Raw genomic sequence first — 17,119 nt, 5'->3', positions numbered from 1 at the left:
GCCCCGCCGCGGGCACGTCGGCGGGGCTCCCCCGCCGCGGGCACGTCGGTTCTGCCTTACGGTCGTGTGCCGTTCTCGTCGTCCCGTGCCGTCACCTCTTGCGAGGCCCAGGCGGTCCGTTGTGGTGATGGACCGGCCCGGGGCCGCCGGGACCGGCGCCGTCGGCATCGCCCGGGCCGCCGCCCGGGGGCGGACCGTGGTGATGGAAGATCGGCGGAGGCCCGCCGGGAACGGCCCGGCTGAGGTCGGGCGAACCGGCCCCCGGACCGAAGTGGTGGTAGCCCGGCCCGGGGGCGCCGGCGGGTTCGGGAGTGCGCTCGGGCGCCGGCTCCGGCAGCGGCGCGTCGTCGTGTCGCGAGAACTGGGTGCGATACAGCTCCGCGTAGAGGCCGCCCCGCGCGATCAACTCGTCGTGCGTGCCTCGTTCCTGGACCCGCCCGTCGTCGATGACCAGGATCTGGTCGGCGTCCCGGATGGTGGAGAGCCGGTGTGCGATCACCAGCGAGGTCCGGCCCGCCAGCGCGGACTTCAGCGCCCGCTGCAGGGCCGCCTCCGACTCGGAGTCGAGATGTGCGGTGGCCTCGTCGAGCACCACGATCGGCGGTGCCTTCAGCAGCAGCCGGGCCATGGCGATGCGCTGCTTCTCCCCGCCCGACAGCCGGTAGCCGCGGTCACCGACCACGGTGTCGAACCCGTCGGGCAGCGACTCGATCAGCTCCCAGATCTGCGCCGCCCTGCACGCCTCGATCATGTCCTGTTCGGTCGCCTCCGGGCGGGCGTAGAGCAGGTTCTCCCGCAGCGTGGTGTGGAAGAGGTGCGCGTCCTGGGTGACCATGCCGACCGTGTCGTGCAACGACTCCAGCGTCAGGTCGCGGATGTCGTGGCCGCCGATGCGGACGGTGCCCTCCAACGGGTCGTAGAGCCGTGGCACCAGGTGGGTGATGGTCGTCTTGCCCGCACCCGACGGGCCGACCAGCGCGGTCAGCTTGCCCGCGGGCGCCGTGAAGTTCAGGTCGCGCAGCACCCATGCGTCGCTGTCGCGTTCCCGCGTCGGCATCGCGATGGACTCCAGGGAGGCCAGCGAGACCTCCGACGCCTTCGGGTAGCGGAACGACACGTTGCCGAACTCGATCTCCGGTGCCTTCTCCCCCGGTGCGGCGGAGGACGGCAGTGCCACCGCGTCCGGCTTCTCGGCGATCAGCGGCTTGAGGTCGAGCACCTCGAAGAGCCGGTCGAAGCTGACCAGCGCGGTCATCACATCCGCCTGGGCATTGGACAGTTGGCCGATCGGCGCGCCCAGCCGGGTGAGCAGCGTGGCCATCGCCACCAGCGTGCCGATCTGGAACGCGCCGTCGATGGCCATCGACCCGCCGAAGCCGTAGACCACGGCCGTGGCCAGCGACATCACCAGCATGTTCGTGATGAACAGCATCTTCATGGACACGGAGTTGCGTACTCCGACGTCCCGGCTCCGGCCCGCCAGCCCGGCGAAGAGCCGCGTCTCGCTGTGGGGACGGCCGTAGAGCTTCGCCAGGAGCGCCCCGGTGACGTTGAAGCGCTCGTTCATCATCGAGCCCATCTCGGCGTTGATCTGCATGTGCCGGCGCAGCAGCCGTTGCAGTCGGCGGCCGACGATCCTGCCCGGCAGCACGAAGAACGGCAGCAGCAACAGCGAGATGACGGTGATCTCCCACGACAGATAGAACATCGTGACGAGGACGAAGACCAGGGTGAGGCTTGCGGAGACCACAGTGGCGAACAGGTTCGTCAACGCCTGCTGGGCTCCGACCACGTCGGTGTTCAGCCGGCTCACCAGGGCGCCGGTCTGGGCCCGGGTGAAGAACGCGATCGGCTGCCGCTGCACGTGGTCGAAGACACGGGTCCGCAGGTCGTAGACGAGGCCCTCGCTCACCCGTGCCGAGAACCAGGACTCCGCGTAGGCGAGGAAGGCCGCCGCGACGGCCAGTACGCCCACCGCGACGGCGATCCACACGACGACGGACTTGTCGTGGTCGGCGATTCCGTCGTCGATGAGGTACTTGAACATCAGCGGCATCGCCACGGTGATGCCGGCGTTCAGCGTGGTAATGGCCAGAAGAGCGCCGATGACGCCGCGGTACGGCCGTGCGTAGGGAACGATCCGTTTCGCCGTGCCGGGCTTGACCCGCATCCTGCCCGAGGGCGTCTCCGGCCCTTCCCCGTGGATCAACACCGGTCCCGGGCCACCCATCATGGCCACAGATACCACCTCTGTCCTGTCTCGGGATTCCTGTCGGGACGGGCCGGCTCAGTTGGCTGTCTCGTACTTGCTCATCTCGTCGATGAGGCTCTGCGGGCGCATGTCCGTCCAGTTCTCCTCGATGTAGTCGAGGCACTCCTTGCGGCTGCTCTCGCCGAAGACGGTCCGCCAGCCCGCCGGTACCTCGGCGAACGCGGGCCACAGCGAGTGCTGGTTCTCGTCGTTCACGAGCACCAGGAAGGAGCCGTTCTCGTCGTCGAAGGGGTTGGTCATGGTCACTCCCGTCAGATGGTTGTCGCACGGAGTGTGCGCAAATGCCGTGGGAAACACGTGTCTTGTGCGGCGAAGAAGTCGACGATCGCGGAATTCACCGCTTCCGGCTTCTCCAGGTATCCGTAGTGGCCGCACCCCGCGATCTCGGTGTAGCGGCACCGCGGGATGGCGTCGGCCACCTCTCTCGCCAGATGGGGCCGCATGACCAGGTCGTCGCCGAATCCGATCACCAGGCACGGACAAGCGATGGCCCGGTACGCGGGCCGCCGGTCCGGGATCATCTGGAGCGCCAGCTGTCCGCGTACGCTCGCGAGGTCGACCATCGACATCTCGAAGACGTCGAGCCAGTCGCGCAGCCGGGCTTCGTCGTTGAGCGTGGCGGGCGAGAGGTTCTGCAGCGCCTGTACGTAGGCCGCGTAGCGCGGCGGGACCTTGATGTCGCTGTCGCAGAGCTCCAGTTCCGCGGCCGTCATGGCGTCGGTGAGGGCGTCGGCTCTGGCCGTGGTGGCCATCAGCACGGCCTGCCGCACCAACTCCGGTCGGGCCACGAGCAGTTCCTGGACGACGACGGCGCCCAGCGAGAAGCCCACGACCCGGCACGCACCGATGCCGAGGTGGTCGATGAGCGAGGCGACGTCCGCCGCCATGGCGTCGAGCGTGAATCCGTCCGGGCACGGATCGCTCGGCGGGATGCCCCGGTTGTCGAGTGTGATCACCCGGTGGCCCGCCGCCCTGAGGGCGGGCACCTGGTGGGTGCGCCACATCCGGCCCGGCGCCCCGGTGCCGGTGACCATCACGACGGGATCCCCCGTGCCGTGGTCGTCGTAGCCGAGGTTGATCCCGTTGATGCGGGCAACCGGCATGTCCTGTACCCCCCTTCATCCGCCGCCGGGTTCGGTCACCCGGCGTGCCCCGCGAACCTGCCGACCTTGCTGATGACGTCCTCGCCGTACAGACGCAGCGCCTGTTGCAGCGCGAACTCGGCCATGTAGCACCGGAAGTCCTCCGGCGGATCCTCGGCGACGCGCAGCATCCTGCGGTTGGGCACCACGGCCGGCGCACTGAGCCGGTCCGCGGCCCGGGCCACGGCGGTGTCGAGCTCCTCCGGCTCCACGGCCTCGTCGAACAGGAACCGCGCGTCCGGCTCGGTCGCGAAGACACGACGGCCCTGGAGGATGATCTGGCGGGAGGCGCGCGGCCCCAGCGCCCGGCCGAGGCGGAAGTTGCCCGCGCCCGGCACGATGCCCTCGCGGGCGGCCGGCAGGGTGAAGTACGCGTCCGACGCGGCCGCCACATGGTCGAGGACGAGGAGCAGTTGGGCCCCGCCGCCGATCGCGAAGGTGTCGACGGCGGCGACCCACGGCTTCTCGATCGTGGGCGACTGCCAGGAGGCCGCCTCGTCGACCAGCACACCGCGCACGAGCTTGTGGATGTAGCCGATTTCGCGGCGGAGCAGAAAGCCGACCAGTGAGATGTCCCCGGCGTGCAGGCTCTTGAGGTTGATGCCCGCGCTGAACACCCGCCGTCCGCGGTAGCGGGGGTGGGTCATCTCCCCGCCGCGCAGCACGCCCACGGACACGTCCGGGTCGAGCAGCGCGATGTCGACGGCCGTCTCCATGTCCTCGACCTGGGCCTCGTCCTCGGCGTTGAGGCAGTCCTGCCGGCACATGGTCAGATGCGCCACGCCGTCGCGCCGCTCCAGCCGCACCGAGCGCAGTTCGAGCCGGCCGGTGGTACGGAACTCCGGCAGCAGCTCCAGCGCCCGCGGCGTGGGCCGCAGCATGGCGTCGAGCAGGTGCGGACCGGCCACCGGCGACCGCAGGACCGCCCTGAGGAAGATCCCCTGGTCGATCTCGTAGCCTTCCTTGCCGGCCTGGCGGTGAGTGCGCTCGGACGCCAGCTGCGCTGCCGTCGGCACCAGGCCGGGGCACATGTCCGCGGCGGCCTCGACCAGCTCCGGCAGCCGCAGGAACACCGAGCGGTTGTCGGTGAGTTCGTCGTAGACGGCCTCGGCATGCCGGTCCAGGAACCGGGCCCGCTCGGTGCGGGCCACGTTGTGCGCCGCGGCCATCTCGGCCCGCTGTGCGGGCGTTCGCTCGGCGGGCTCCGGCAGGGCGGCGACCAGCTCCGCCACGCGTGCGGTCGCTTCGCCGACGCCCGGCGGCACACGCAACACGGTCTGCTCGGCGACCCGTACGGCGGTCATGAGGCCTCCTTGGCGGCGATCGTGCGCAGTTGGCGGTCGCAGGCCGCCAGATGGGTGCCCAGCGCGTCCTCGAAGCTCGTGGTCGCGGCGTCGAAGAGCAGCTGCCGCCGGATCGCGATCTCCTTGCCGGACAGGCCGCTCACCAGCCCGGCCGTGGCGGCCACCGCGCTCGCCGGGTCGACGACCAGTTCGTCGACGATGCCCAGCGACACCAGTTCCGGCGCTTCGAGCGACAGCCCGAAGAGCACGGCCTTGCGGATGCGGGCGGCGCCGGCGAACCGGACGAGGCGGTAGCCGGCCATGCCCGGCCAGGTGGCCTCGCCGTCGTGCGGTAGGCGCAGCCGCATGCCGGGCGTGGCCACCCGGATGTCCGCGGCGAGGAAGGCGTCCAGCGCCGTGCCGCCGCAGTCACCGCGGGCCACCGCGACCGTCGCCGCGGGCAGTCGCTCCAGTCGGCGCAGGGCGCGCTCCCACTTGCTCACCAGCATCACGTCCAGGCCGTCGGCCCAGTCGTCGCCGGGGGCGCCGGACACCTGCACGCAGACGATGCCGCCGCCGCGGTCCTCGGCCTCGTCGCAGAGGGAGGCCAGTGCCGCGACCGTCGTGGCCGTGGGCGGCCGGGTCCCGTCGACCACCAGCGTGAGCGGTTCAGTCCTCACACCCTCCGCGCTCACCATCGGACCAGCGCCGTCTCGATCGTGGAGCCGGGCCCCATCGTCATGAGGACGCCGTACTCGCCGGGCCTGGTGACGCCTTCGTCGAGGAGCCGCTCGTAGGAGAACAGGAACGAGCCGCTGGAGACGTTGCCGTGGTCGCGCAGCACACCGCTGGTGTGGCGTACGTCGTGCCGGGTCAGCCCGAGGTTGACGGTGACGGCGTCGATGACCTTCTTGCCGCCGGAGTGCACCAGCCAGTGCCTGATGTCGCTGCGGCGCAGGCCTGTGCCCTCCAGGAGGCGGTCGACGACGATCTCGGCGTGGGCTCCGACCACATACGGGATGAGGGGGTCGAGATAGAAGCTGAACCTGCCCTGGTCGCGGTCCCACTCGTAGCGCATGGCGTCGACCGCTTCGGGGATGATGCAGCTGGCGAACTTCAGGATGCCGGGACCCTCGCCGCCGGCCGATCCGCCGTGTCCGCGGCCGCCCTGGCTGATCAGCGCGACGGCGGCGGCGCCGTCGCCGAAGAGGCTGTTGACGACGGCGGTGCGCATCGTCCCGTCCATGGCGTACGCCGAGGAGCACGCCTCGGCGCACAGTACGACGGCGAGTTCGCCCGGGTGCGCGGCGGACCAGCCCGCAACCACATTGAGGGCGTTCAGGCCGGCGTTGCAGCCCATGCCGACGATGTCGGAGCGGCTGCAGTGGCGGTCGATGCCCAGTTCCTTGATGAGCAGGGCGCTCAGCCCGGGGGTGAGGAAGCCGGTGGAGGTGACGCAGCACAGATGGCGCAGGTCGGACAGCTCGGCGCCGGCCCGCTTCAGACAGGCCCGCAGGGCCTCCGCCCCCATCTCGACCGCCGACCGCTTGTGCTTGTCGAGCAGATCGCCCTGCGGCTCCGAGATCCGCACTCCCTTCTCGTCCTCGGGGGGCAGGACCAGGTGCCGGCGCTCGATCGCGCTGTTCATGAAGACCGAGCGGATCCTGGGATCGGTGATGGCGAAGGCGTCGAGCACCTCCTGCTGTGTGTACGAGGTGGCGGGTGCTGCCGTACCGACGCCGATCATCCGCGGACGGGCTGCGGCCGGGTCGAGGCGCACGCCCACCGGGACCGGGGACCCGAGCAGATCCGCTTCCGGCGCTTCAGGAATTGCAACATTGACGGTCATCGGAAAGTCCAACCCCACATTCGCGGCTTGCTGAACAGCCGTCGCCGCCGAGTGACACGAACGCTGATCACGTGCATGCCTTTCTGAATCGATCGCGAATTGGTACGGATACGCGTACGGGTAGGTGTGCGAATACGTGTCAGGACGCCTCTGCTTCCGCTTCGATGAAGCGGACGAGCCGCCCGATGCCCTCTTCGATTTCCTCGGGCGTCAGATAGCTGGTGGACAGGCGGAGGGCGCGCCGACCGCCGCCGTGCGGATGAAAGTTGCGCATCGGCGTCCAGATGACGCCGAATTCCTCCGCGGACCGGGTCAGGGCCGCGTTGTCCGCCTCGAAGGGCACCTCGACCCGCAGGAAGAGTCCGCCGGTGGGCCTGTTCCACCGCACGCCGAGGGTCTCCCTGCGGGCGGCGGGCAGGCGCCGGTCGAGTTGTTCGAGCGTGGCGCGCATGGCGCCGCCGTAGTACGCGGCGGGGCCGGAGTTGAGCTCCGACACCCGGCCCCGGGCGGCGAGCAGGGTGCCGGCGACAGCGGCCTGGCCGAGGGACGAGGTGTTGACCGTCACCATGCTCTTGATCTTGGCGAGTTCGTCGGCGAGCAGTCCGGTGCGGCCGGCCTCGTCCACGACCCGCTGATCCGCGACGACGAACCCGACCCGGGCCCCGGGGAAGACGGTCTTGGAGAACGAGCCGAGGTGCACGACACGGCGCGCCCGGTCGAGCGACTTCAGTGTCGGCAGCGGCGGCCCGGGGCTGACCAGCCGGTACGGGCTGTCCTCCAGGATCAGGATGCCGTGCCGGTCGGCCAGTTCCAGCAGTTCGGTACGGGTTTCGAGGCTCAGCGTGGTCCCGGACGGATTGGAGTGGTCGGGGACCACGTAGAAGGCACGGGGCCGGCGCCCCCGGGCACGCTCCTCGTGGATCGCGGCCTCGACGTCGGCACAGTGGAGCCCGTCCGGGCGCTCCTCGACGCCATGGACGGGGATGTCGAGCAGCCGGGCCGCGCCGGTGATGCCCACGTAGCAGGGGCTGGCGTGCAGCAGCACGTCCTCGGGCCGCGCCATCAGTGCGCGCAGCACGAGCAGCATGGCCTCCTGGGCGCCGACCGTCACCACGAGGGACTCGGCGGGGACGTCGATGCCCTCGTCGACGCGCAGGGAGTCGGCGAGGATCTCGCGGATCCGGCCGGCCGTCGGGCCGTACTGGTACATGACGGTACGGATGTCCTGCTCCGTGGCGCCCTGTTCGGCCAAGTGGTCCAGATAGCCGCGGACGTGGGTGAAGATCTGCTCGGTGGCGAAGAATCCGTCGTAGGGGCGGCCGGGCGCGAAGGAGATCGCGTCGGGGTAGCGGAACGTCACCTCGTTGAGGAAGTTCATGGTGTCCAGGACCGGGTCCGAGACGCTGGCGTGCAGATCCGCCTTGCGCAGGACCGCCGCGGGCTCCGGTTGCGGCCCGGCCGCGGAAGGCTCCGGACGCGCGGAGCGAGTCGCGGGCGCGGTGCCCGGTCCGGCCACCACCTCGGGCCGGACGCCGACGACCGTGCCGGTCCCGGTGAACGCCATGGCCTCGGCCAGTTCCGCGACGAGGCGGTCCAGGGCCCGCGGCAGGCCCTCGGGTCCGGCGGCGAGCGGTCCGGCCACCGCCGGGTGGCCGAGCAGCACCGCGTCCGCGCCGTGGGCGAGGGCCACCAGCACGTCGGCGCCGCGCCGGATGCCACCGTCGAGCAGGACGGGGCAACGGCCCGCGACGGTCTCCGCGATCTCCGGCAGCGCGTGCAGGGAGGCGGCCACGACACCGTCGGCGCCCGCGTCGAGCGCGCGTACGACGTCCGCGGCCGTGTCGATGCCTGCGGTGAGCAGCGGAAGTCCAGCAACCTCGCGTACTGCCGTGAGGGCGGAAAGGCCGAGGTGATCGGGTGTCACCAGCAGTGCGCCGAACCCGGCTGCCGACGCGCGTCGGGCGAGGCCCAGGGCCGTCTCCCGGTCTCCCACGCCGTGGAGTCGAAGCCAGGTGGCGGGGCCGGCGGCCGCTGTCAGGTCAGGGAGTTCGCGTGCGCCGTACGCACTGACGACGGCCGGGAGACCGGCCGCGCCTGCCGTCTCGACCAGGGCGAGTTCGTCCTGGGGACGGGTCGGCGCGGCGAAGGGCCCGACGGCCAGCGGCGCGGCCCACGTACGGTCGAGGATCTTGGTCGCCGTGTCGGGCCGGCCGATCGCGCCCGACGTCCCCTGGCGCAGCCCGGCCCGGGACAGCGCCTCGCGGTTGGCCGCCCAGACGCGCTCCTGCTCGGCCAGGAACTCGTGCGGCACGCGGGCCTTGCCATGCCATGCCGACGTCGTCCCGCCGGCCCCCCGTACCGCCATGAATTTCCCCCACAAGCAGCGGCCAATTGCGTTGGCTTTCCGGTGATTAGATTTCCATGAGCGACGCGTGTCTACAACGGCGTCCAACTCACCGGAACGCAACAGCACCCGTGCGACGGGGGACAGTTCCTGCTTATTCTTGTGGGGGACTCAATTCAGCGGAATCGTGAACTCCGTGAAAGGCGTGGGCCGGGTGTCCAACCGTGAAAAGCGCACGGTTGGACGGCACGGCCGGAGTCGTGGACGGAGCGGTGCTCCCGCGCACGGGGGGACACTCCGGCAGGAGCACCGCGGTCTAGTGGGCGGCCAGCGCCTCGGTCGGAGGCAGCCGGGCCGCTCGTACGGCCGGATAGAAGCCGGCCAGTCCGCCGATGGCCAGGGTGGCCCCGACGCCCCCCGCCATCGCCCAGACCGGCACGATGGAGGGCCAGTTCTGGTAGGCGGCGTAGCCGCCGGTGACCGCGATGCCCAGCAGTACGCCACCGACGCCGCCGAGGCCGGACAACAGCAGTGCCTCGGACAGGAATTGGGTGCGGATCTGGCCGCGGGTCGCGCCGAGGGAGCGGCGCAGCCCGATCTCGGCGCGCCGTTCGAGGACGGAGATGACCATGGTGTTGGCCACGCCCACACCGCCGACCAGCAGCGCCACGCCGCCGAGGCCCAGCAGCAGGCCGCTCAGCGCGTCGTCGGTGGCTTCCTTGGCGGCCAGCGCGTCGGAGGGCCGGGAGACGTCTACCTCGCCGGGGCTCTCCGGGTTGGCCGTGGCGCCGAGTACGCCCTGGACGTCGGTGACGGCGGACTCGTCGGCGCGCGTGTAGATCGTCGTCGGGTAGCCGTCGAAGTCCAGCTGCTTCTCGGCGATGGGCCAGCCCACCAGGGCCACGGAGTCCATCGCGGGCAGCAGTTCGTTGGGGGCGAGCAGACCGACGACGGTGTACCAGCGGCCGCCGAGCCAGACCCGTACGTCGGATCCCGCCCGGTAGACCCCCAGCTGCTCGGCCGTGTGGGACCCGAGGACCACCGCCGGGTAGCGGCTGCTCGCCTTGTTGAGCCACTGACCGTCGACGACCTCACCGCCGATGGACTTCAGCAGGTCCAGGCGTGCGGCGTTGACGCTGAGGCCGCCGGTCTCCTCCTTCGGCATGTGGTCGTTGCGGTAGATCTTGGCCGTCGTCTTGCCGACGGCCGACACCGACTCGACGGACGGGTTGTTGGCGATCATCCCGATGGACTCCTCCGGCAGGTGCGCGGAGTCGCCGGCCAGGGTCTGGCCGGGGGTGACCGTCAGCAGGTTGGTGCCGAGGGCGGCGAGGCGGCGGTTGAGGTTCTCGGTGGACGAGCTGGAGATGCCGACCACGCCCACCATGGCGGCGATGCCGATCGCGATGCCCAGCGCCGACAGGAACACCCGCATGGGTCGCGAACGCAGTCCGGAGCCGCCGACCCGCACCACGTCCGCGAACCCCATCCGGGCGGGCTTGGGCCGGCAGGGCGCAGGTGCCGTGGGGCCGTCGGCCCCCTCGGGCTTGTTCGTGATGTCCAGCGCGCTCATCCCGCAACCTCCTCGGTGACGCGGGCGAGCGGTATCGGCCGGCGTCCGGAATCGTGCTCGATCCGCCCGTCCTTGACCCGTACCTCGCGGGGCAGCGACGCGGCGATGTCGCGGTCGTGGGTGATGACCAGGACCGTCGTCCCTGACCTGTGCAGCTCGTGCAGCAGCGCCATCACCGTCGCTCCGGAGCGGGAGTCCAGCGCACCGGTCGGTTCGTCGGCGAGCAGCAGCGGCGGGTCACCGACCACGGCCCGGGTGATGGCCACCCGCTGCTTCTCGCCGCCGGACAGCTGGTGCGGCTGGTGGTAGAGCCGGTGGCCGAGGCCCACCCGCCGCAGCGCGCGGGCCGCCAGCCGCCGGCGCTCGGAGCGCGGCATGCCGCTGTAGAGCAGTCCGTCCGCGACGCTGTCCAGTGCCGGGACTCCGGGCGCGAGGTGGAACTGCTGGAAGACGAAGCCGATGGTGCCCGCGCGCAGCGCGGACAGCTCGCGGTCGCTGAGGTCGTCGATGTCGTGGCCGTCGATGCGCACCGTGCCGGCCGTCGGGCGGTCGAGCGTGCCCATGATGTTGAGCATCGTGGACTTGCCCGAGCCCGACGGGCCGACGATGGCGAGCAGTTCGCCGCGCTGGATGACCAGGTCGACGGCGTGCAGTGCGACCACGTCGCCGTACGTCTTGGAGACCCCGGTCAGATCGACGATGGGTCGGGTCACTTGGGGACCCCCACTTCCATCCCTTCGTGGATGCCGCTGCCGGACACCTCGACCAGGCCGTCGGCGAACATGCCGGTCTTGACCGCGACGTACTCGACGCCCTTGTCCGTGACGGCCTCCACGGAGTACTGCCCGCCGGGCTGGACGACCAGCGCGTTGATGGGGACGGCGAGCACGTTCTTGCGGGTCTCCGACTTCAGGGTGACGTCGACGCCGGCCGCCTGGTAACTGCCCAGATCGTGCTGGTTCTTGACCTTCAGTTCCACGGGCAGGGTGGGCGTCTTGCTGTCGCTTGAGTCGCTGCCGCTGCCGGAGGAGTCCTTGTTGGCGGGCGCGGTCGGGCTGCCGACGTCCGTCACCTCGGCATCGACCGTGGTGTCGTCGGGGAGGGCCACGGTGGCTTTGACGCCCTTGTGGACCAGGCCCTCGTACTGGACGTCCAGGTCCACGGTGATGACACGCTCGGTTCCGGTCCAGGACAGCACGGTGCCGCTCAACTGGTCGCCGGGTGAGGCGTCCACGGAGGAGACCCGTCGTGCGCCGGACGCCACGACGGCGTCGCCGGGCTGTACGACGCCGGTCTCGTCCCGGCCCAGGTCCTTCTGCCACTCCTTGACGGCGTCGGCGGTGCCGGAGGTGTACTCGTCGTCGACGGTGAATCCGGTGTAGCCGAGCTTGGCGAGGTTCTGCTCCAGGACCTTGACGTCGTCGCCCTCCACACCGTCCTTCAGGGGGCGATAGAAGGGCACGGATCCGTAGAACAGCGGCACCGACTCCTCGTCGACCTTGTACACGGGTTTGCCGCGCTTGATGACGTCGCCCTCGCTCGGCGTCCAGGTGACGGTCCCGGAGGAGGAGCCGCCGCCGGAGGTGCCGCTGCCTGCCGAGCCGTCGCCCTGCGAGGGCTGACCGCCACCGCTGCTGCCACTGCTCCCGCCTGCGGAGCCCGGGGCCTTGACGGTGGTCACGTCGCCGTAGCCGAGATTGCCGTCGACGGTCTCCGTGCTGGTGAGTGTGGTGCGCTTCACCTTCGCCGTGGCCGGCGGGCCCGACGGCGCCGCGGCGACGGACCCGCCACCGTCACCGCCGAAGGCGCCCGAGGCGGCGGCACCGGCCGCCGCGGCGACCGCAATGGCGATGACCACGATCATCGCGAGCCGGGCGGGCCGGCGCGGCCGGCGAGCGGCCGGCGCCGGAGCCTCGTCGCCGCCCTCACCGCCCCCGCCGTCGTCCGCGACGGCAAGCGTGCCGTCGTCGCCCGGCGCGGCGAGCGCCTGGGACGTCTCGCGCGCCGCCTCGCCGTTCTCGTGGAGTTCGAGGGCGCCGCGCTCACCGCCTGCCCGGTTCAGCTCGTGCGTGCCTTCGGACGTCACTGGGGACCGCCCGGACCCGAGAGCCTGAGCATGCCGCCGGGGAACTTGTCCTGGCACGCCTGCTGCGCCTTCTGGAACGCGGGGTCACCGGGTGTGATGCCGGAGTCGCCGACGTTCACGACCAGTTCGTTGCCGTTGATCTCGGGGTCGGGCATCTTGGGCAGACCGTTCTTGCGCATGCACTTGGCCCACTCCGCGGCCTTCGCCGAGTCGACGGTGCCGCCGTTGGGTCCGCCCTGGCCCTGCGGCATCTTGTCGCGGCAGGCCGACATCGCCTTCTGGAACTCCGGTGAGTTCGGGTCCACGCCGCTGCCGGGACCGATGCGGACGCGGCCGTTGCTGTCCGGCTCCGGGTCCGGGTACTTGGGCACGCCGTTCTCGCGCATGCACTGCGCGAAGGCCACGGCCTGGTCGGCACCGGAAGTGGACGAGGAGGAGCTGGGCTTGTCATTGGTCTGCGCCTCCGACTCACCGGAGCAGCCGCTCAATCCAAACCCGAGGATGACTGCGGACATGGCCACTAAGGTCTGCGAGATGACTCGCTTGCGTGTCGTGAACATGGGCCAAGTTCTACGGGTCGGGCGGTCACACGCCGGGCACAAAGTCCCGGGCTCCCGACGAGGGCGAAGTCCCGTGGGCAGACATGGCTGCGCCCCCGTCCTCCGATGATCCACCGGGGCGGGGGCGCGCGGGCCGTTTCAGCTCGCCTCGGAGGCGCTGGGCTGCTTCGTGCGCTCGTCGTCGTGCCGTAGCGTGATCGCGCCGGCCGGGCATCTGGCGGCCGCCATCCGTACCGCCGTGACCTGCCCGGGACCGGGAGAGGCTGTGTGCAGGAGCACCTTGCCGTCGTCCTCGGACTGGTCGAAGACCTCCGGCACCGCCATCATGCACTGGCCGGTGCCCAGGCAGGTGTCGCGGTCGACCCGTACCTCCATCCTCTCTTCTCCTCTCACCAGGTGACGGGCAGGGCTTCGAGGCCGTACTGGGGGGCCAGCGGGCGGAAGCGCAGTTCGCCGAGCGGGACGGCCAAGCGGAGATCCGGGAAGCGGCGCAGCAGTGCCGCATAGGCGATGCGCAGCTCCATTCTGGCGAGGGCCGCGCCCACGCAGAAGTGGATCCCGTGGCCGAACGCGAGATGGTTGGTCTGTTCGCGGGTGACGTCGAACCGGTCGGGCGGCGCGCCCGGCGGCTGGATGCGATTGGCCGCGAAGAGCGAGACGTCCACAAGGTCTCCGGCCTTGATGACCTGGTCGCCCATGAGCACGTCGGCGAGCGCGGTGCGGGGTGAGGCGGTGGAGACGACCGAGACGTGACGCAGCAGCTCCTCCACCGCACGGTCCATCAACTCCGGTCGCTCTCTGAGCAGTTGAAGCTGATCGGGGTGCTCAAGGAGTACGAGGGTGCCCAGCGCCAGCATCTCGGCGGCGTTCTCGAAGCCGCCCGCGACGAGCGAGGCGCAGACACCGCCCAGTTCCCTGTCGTCCAGTTGCTCGCCGTGCCCGAGGATCAGCATGCTCAGCAGGTCGTCGCCCGGCGCGCGGCGGCGCTGCGCCACCATCCTGACCATGTAGGCGTTGAACGCCTTCATGGCCTGGATGTTCCTCTTGGCGCGGCCGGAGGAGCGGATGTCGAGCGTGCGGGCCAGCTCGGCCTGGTCGTCCCGGGGCACGCCGACCAGTGCGCAGCCGACCAGTCCGGGCACGGGCCGGGCGAAGTGCCGCATCAGGTCGGCGGGCTTTCCGGCCCGCTCCAGCACATCCAGCCGGTCCTCGACGATCTTCTCGATCAGCGGCTCCATCCGCCGCATCCGCCGCACCGTGAACTCCGGCGTCAGCATCTGCCGCAGCCGCGTGTGTTCCGGCGGGTCGTACTGGAGCAGGTTGCCCGGCTCGACCAGCCGGCGGGAGGCCTCGGCGGTCTCCGCCGGCGGTCTGGTGGTGAATCGCTGTGCGTCACCGAGGACCGCGCGCACCTCCTCCCGGCCGGTGACGACCCAGTCGTTGGCCCCGGGCCCGTCGTCGCGGACGAGGGGCGTCTGCGCGGCCGTCCGGCACAGCTCGGGCACGGGGTCCACTCCGTCCCGGATCCGGTGGACGGGCACCTCGGGTGGCTTCGGCATGGCAGGCAACCTCACCAGACGACGGGCAGTGTCTCGACGCCGTACTGGGGCGCCAGCGGTTTGAACCGCAGTTCCTCCCGGGGCACGGCCAGCCGCAGCTCGGGGAAGCGCCGCACCAGCGCGGCGAAGGCGATGCGCAGATTCAGCCGTGCCAGTGCGGCCCCCACGCAGAAGTGGATGCCGTGGCCGAACGCGAGATGGTTGGGGTGCTCACGGGTGATGTCGAAACCGTCCTGGTCCTCCTCTCCCGGCTGCGCCCGGTTGGCCGCGAACAGGGAGCAGATCACGCTGTCGCCCGCCTTGATCACCTGGTCCCCGATCCTCACGTCCTCCAGTGCGGTACGCGGGGAGGCCACCGGGATGACGGACACGTAGCGCAGCAGTTCCTCGACCGCCTGGTCGATCAACTCGGGCTTCTCCCGTAGCAGTTCGAACTGCTCGGGATGGGCGAGGAGGGCGAGGGTGCCCAGGCCCAGCATGCCGGCGCTGTTCTCCCAGCCGGCGGCCATCTCCGAGGCGCAGATGCCGATCAGCTCCTCGTCGGTGAGCTCGTCGCCGTGTTCGCGGAGCAGCATGCTGAGCTGGTCGTCGGCCGCTCCCGGGTCGCGCCGCTTCTGTGCCACGAGCCGGCCCATGTAGCTCTCGAACGCCTTGGCCGCCGCCTGCTGCCGGGTGCGGTTGGCGCTGCGGCTGAGGTCGAGGTTGCGGGCCAGCTCGGCCTGGTCGTCACGGGGCACCCCGAAGAGCGCACAGCCGACCAGTCCGGGCACGGGCCGGGCGAAGTGCCGCATCAGATCGGCGGGCTTTCCGGCCCGCTCCAGCACATCCAGCCGGTCCTCGACGATCCTCTCGATCAACGGCTCCATCCGCCGCATCCGCCGCACCGTGAACTCCGGCGTCAGCATCTGCCGCAACCGCGTGTGCTCGGGCGGGTCGTACTGCAACAGATTGCCGGACTGGGTGCGCCGGGCCAGCGAGGCGCTCGCCTCCGGCGGCCGGTTGCTGAACCGCTCCGCGTCACCGAGGACCGCGCGCACCTCCTCCCGGCCGGAGACGACCCAGTCGTGGAACCCGGAGCCGGAGTCTTCGAGGACCGGCGTCTCCTCGGCCATCCGGCGCAGCCCCGGCAGCGGGTCCATCCCGTCACGGCCCTGGTGCAGGGGAATCTCTGTCGGTTTCGGCATGGGTGGATCCCTTCCTTCGATACGCCTCGTGGAGCCGCCGGTCGTGCCGGTCCGCTACCAGGCGACGGGCAGCTTCTCGACGCCGTACGTGGCGAGCAGCGGCGGCCGGAAGCGCAGTTCCTGACGGGGCACGGCGAGGCGCAGACCCGGAAAGCGGCGCAGGAGTCCCGCATAGGCGGTGCGCAGCTCCATCCGGGCCAGCGCCGCGCCGACGCAGAAGTGGATGCCGTGCCCGAAAGCCATGTGCGAGACGTTCTCGCGATCGACCCGGAACTCGTCCCTGTCGGCGTCGTCGAGCTGCGCGCGGTTGACGGCGAGCAGGGAGCAGGAGACGATCTCGCCCTCCTTGATCTCCTGCCCGCCGACGGTCACGTCCTCCAGCGCGGTGCGCGGCGAGGCGATCGGTACGACGGCGACGTACCGCAGCGCTTCCTCGACCGCCTGATCCATCAACTCGGGCTTCTCCTGAAGCAGTTCGAGCTGGCCGGGGTGGTCGAGCAGCGCGAGGGTGCCGAGGCCGAGCATGCCGGCGACGTTCTCCATGCCGGCGGCGATGACGGACGCGCAGATGCCGACGAGCTCCTTGTCGGTGACGTCGGCGCCGTGGTCCTGGATCAGCATGCCCAGCATGTCGTCGCCCGGGTCGCGGCGCTTCTGCTCGACGAACCTGGCCAGATAGCCGTCGAACGCGTTCACCGCGGCCTGCCGCAGTTGCCAGTTGCGGTTGGCGCGCCGGCTGAGGTCGAGGTTGCGCGCCAGTTCGGGCTGGTCGTCGCGGGGCACTCCGAGCAGGGTGCAGCCCACCAGGCCGGGAATGGGCCAGGCGAAGTGCCGCATCAGGTCAGCGGGTTGTCCCGCGCGCTCCAGCACATCCAGCCGGTCCTCGACGATCTTCTCGATCAGCGGCTCCATCCGCCGCATCCGCCGCACCGTGAACTCCGGCGTCAGCATCTGCCGCAACCGCGTGTGCTCGGGCGGGTCGTACTGCAGCGGATTGCCGATCTGGGTGATCTGCCTGGACTCCTCCTCGCTGTCCGCGGGCGGCCGGGTGGTGAAGCGCCGCGCGTCGCCGAGGACGGCCCGCACCTGCTCCCGGCCGGTGACGATCCAGTCGTGGATGCCCGGTCCGGTGTTCTTCAGCATCGGTGTCTCGGCGCTCATCCGGCTCAGTTCGGGCAGCGGTTCCAGACCGTCCCGGGTGTGGTTCTGCAGAACTTCCGGCGGCTTCGGCATTGGCGTATCCCTTTCGTCGTCTTCGTCGTCGCGC

At 70.9% G+C, this 17,119-nt stretch carries 15 protein-coding genes; all 15 read right to left on the bottom strand.

The window, feature by feature from the left end; all coding sequences use genetic code 11:
- Positions 1–91: 91 nt before the first annotated feature.
- Complete coding sequence (locus tag AB0I54_RS44975) at positions 92–2,170, bottom strand: ABC transporter ATP-binding protein (RefSeq protein ID WP_363302174.1); 2,079 nt, start codon at positions 2,168–2,170, stop codon at positions 92–94.
- Positions 2,171–2,287: 117 nt separating this feature from the next.
- Positions 2,288–2,512 carry an MbtH family protein gene (locus AB0I54_RS44970; RefSeq protein ID WP_363302172.1) on the bottom strand — a complete coding sequence of 75 codons (225 nt, stop codon included), beginning with the start codon at positions 2,510–2,512 and terminating at the stop codon, positions 2,288–2,290.
- Between the two features lie 11 nt (positions 2,513–2,523).
- Positions 2,524–3,375, bottom strand: a complete 852-nt coding sequence (locus tag AB0I54_RS44965; RefSeq protein ID WP_363302171.1) for an alpha/beta hydrolase — start codon at positions 3,373–3,375, stop codon at positions 2,524–2,526.
- A 35-nt stretch (positions 3,376–3,410) separates the two neighbouring features.
- The gene (gene dpgC, locus AB0I54_RS44960; RefSeq protein ID WP_363302170.1) at positions 3,411–4,718 is read right to left on the bottom strand and encodes a (3,5-dihydroxyphenyl)acetyl-CoA 1,2-dioxygenase DpgC; all 1,308 of its coding nucleotides are present in this window, start codon (positions 4,716–4,718) and stop codon (positions 3,411–3,413) included.
- The gene (dpgB, locus tag AB0I54_RS44955) at positions 4,715–5,377 is read right to left on the bottom strand and encodes an enoyl-CoA-hydratase DpgB (RefSeq protein ID WP_363302169.1); all 663 of its coding nucleotides are present in this window, start codon (positions 5,375–5,377) and stop codon (positions 4,715–4,717) included. The genes dpgC and dpgB overlap by 4 nt, the downstream gene beginning before the upstream one ends.
- A gap of 11 nt (positions 5,378–5,388) precedes the next feature.
- Positions 5,389–6,444, bottom strand: coding sequence for a 3,5-dihydroxyphenylacetyl-CoA synthase DpgA (gene dpgA, locus AB0I54_RS44950; protein WP_363302177.1), 1,056 nt, complete (start codon positions 6,442–6,444; stop codon positions 5,389–5,391).
- Between the two features lie 241 nt (positions 6,445–6,685).
- Complete coding sequence (locus AB0I54_RS44945) at positions 6,686–8,911, bottom strand: aminotransferase class I/II-fold pyridoxal phosphate-dependent enzyme (RefSeq protein ID WP_363302168.1); 2,226 nt, start codon at positions 8,909–8,911, stop codon at positions 6,686–6,688.
- 295 nt (positions 8,912–9,206) lie between these two features.
- On the bottom strand, positions 9,207–10,379 hold the full coding sequence (locus AB0I54_RS44940) for an ABC transporter permease (RefSeq protein WP_363302176.1): 1,173 nt from the start codon (positions 10,377–10,379) through the stop codon (positions 9,207–9,209).
- An 80-nt stretch (positions 10,380–10,459) separates the two neighbouring features.
- Positions 10,460–11,176, bottom strand: a complete 717-nt coding sequence (locus AB0I54_RS44935) for an ABC transporter ATP-binding protein (protein WP_363302167.1) — start codon at positions 11,174–11,176, stop codon at positions 10,460–10,462.
- Positions 11,173–12,549 carry a peptidoglycan-binding protein gene (locus AB0I54_RS44930; RefSeq protein WP_363302166.1) on the bottom strand — a complete coding sequence of 459 codons (1,377 nt, stop codon included), beginning with the start codon at positions 12,547–12,549 and terminating at the stop codon, positions 11,173–11,175. Before AB0I54_RS44930 ends, AB0I54_RS44935 begins: the two co-directional genes overlap by 4 nt.
- Positions 12,546–13,064: a hypothetical protein gene (locus tag AB0I54_RS44925; protein ID WP_363302165.1), complete on the bottom strand. Its 519-nt coding sequence runs from the start codon at positions 13,062–13,064 to the stop codon at positions 12,546–12,548. The genes AB0I54_RS44930 and AB0I54_RS44925 overlap by 4 nt, the downstream gene beginning before the upstream one ends.
- 183 nt (positions 13,065–13,247) lie before the next feature.
- Positions 13,248–13,484: a ferredoxin gene (locus AB0I54_RS44920; protein ID WP_363302164.1), complete on the bottom strand. Its 237-nt coding sequence runs from the start codon at positions 13,482–13,484 to the stop codon at positions 13,248–13,250.
- A 14-nt stretch (positions 13,485–13,498) separates the two neighbouring features.
- Positions 13,499–14,668 (bottom strand): cytochrome P450, encoded by a 1,170-nt coding sequence (locus AB0I54_RS44915; RefSeq protein ID WP_363302163.1) that lies wholly within the window; start codon positions 14,666–14,668, stop codon positions 13,499–13,501.
- 11 nt (positions 14,669–14,679) lie between these two features.
- Positions 14,680–15,852: a cytochrome P450 gene (locus tag AB0I54_RS44910; protein ID WP_363302162.1), complete on the bottom strand. Its 1,173-nt coding sequence runs from the start codon at positions 15,850–15,852 to the stop codon at positions 14,680–14,682.
- 54 nt (positions 15,853–15,906) lie between these two features.
- A complete protein-coding gene (locus AB0I54_RS44905) occupies positions 15,907–17,085 on the bottom strand; it encodes a cytochrome P450 (RefSeq protein ID WP_363302161.1) in 1,179 nt (392 codons plus the stop codon).
- Positions 17,086–17,119 lie beyond the last annotated feature (34 nt).

Source organism: Streptomyces sp. NPDC050625 (assembly GCF_040654755.1).
Classification (GTDB): Bacteria; Actinomycetota; Actinomycetes; order Streptomycetales; family Streptomycetaceae; genus Streptomyces.
The sequence above is the reverse complement of the archived record's forward strand: the minus strand, read 5'-3'. Positions and strand labels throughout refer to the sequence as shown.

Excerpts from the sequence above, each read along its gene's own strand:
- AB0I54_RS44975 (WP_363302174.1), bottom strand. The coding sequence starts at position 2,170 with ATGCGGGTCAAGCCCGGCACGGCGAAACGGATCGTTCCCTACGCACGG.
- AB0I54_RS44970 (WP_363302172.1), bottom strand. The coding sequence starts at position 2,512 with ATGACCAACCCCTTCGACGACGAGAACGGCTCCTTCCTGGTGCTCGTG.
- AB0I54_RS44965 (WP_363302171.1), bottom strand. The coding sequence starts at position 3,375 with ATGCCGGTTGCCCGCATCAACGGGATCAACCTCGGCTACGACGACCAC.
- dpgC (WP_363302170.1), bottom strand. The coding sequence starts at position 4,718 with ATGACCGCCGTACGGGTCGCCGAGCAGACCGTGTTGCGTGTGCCGCCG.
- dpgA (WP_363302177.1), bottom strand. The coding sequence starts at position 6,444 with ATGATCGGCGTCGGTACGGCAGCACCCGCCACCTCGTACACACAGCAG.
- AB0I54_RS44945 (WP_363302168.1), bottom strand. The coding sequence starts at position 8,911 with ATGGCGGTACGGGGGGCCGGCGGGACGACGTCGGCATGGCATGGCAAG.
- AB0I54_RS44940 (WP_363302176.1), bottom strand. The coding sequence starts at position 10,379 with ATGGGGTTCGCGGACGTGGTGCGGGTCGGCGGCTCCGGACTGCGTTCG.
- AB0I54_RS44925 (WP_363302165.1), bottom strand. The coding sequence starts at position 13,064 with ATGTCCGCAGTCATCCTCGGGTTTGGATTGAGCGGCTGCTCCGGTGAG.
- AB0I54_RS44920 (WP_363302164.1), bottom strand. The coding sequence starts at position 13,484 with ATGGAGGTACGGGTCGACCGCGACACCTGCCTGGGCACCGGCCAGTGC.
- AB0I54_RS44915 (WP_363302163.1), bottom strand. The coding sequence starts at position 14,668 with ATGCCGAAGCCACCCGAGGTGCCCGTCCACCGGATCCGGGACGGAGTG.
- AB0I54_RS44910 (WP_363302162.1), bottom strand. The coding sequence starts at position 15,852 with ATGCCGAAACCGACAGAGATTCCCCTGCACCAGGGCCGTGACGGGATG.
- AB0I54_RS44905 (WP_363302161.1), bottom strand. The coding sequence starts at position 17,085 with ATGCCGAAGCCGCCGGAAGTTCTGCAGAACCACACCCGGGACGGTCTG.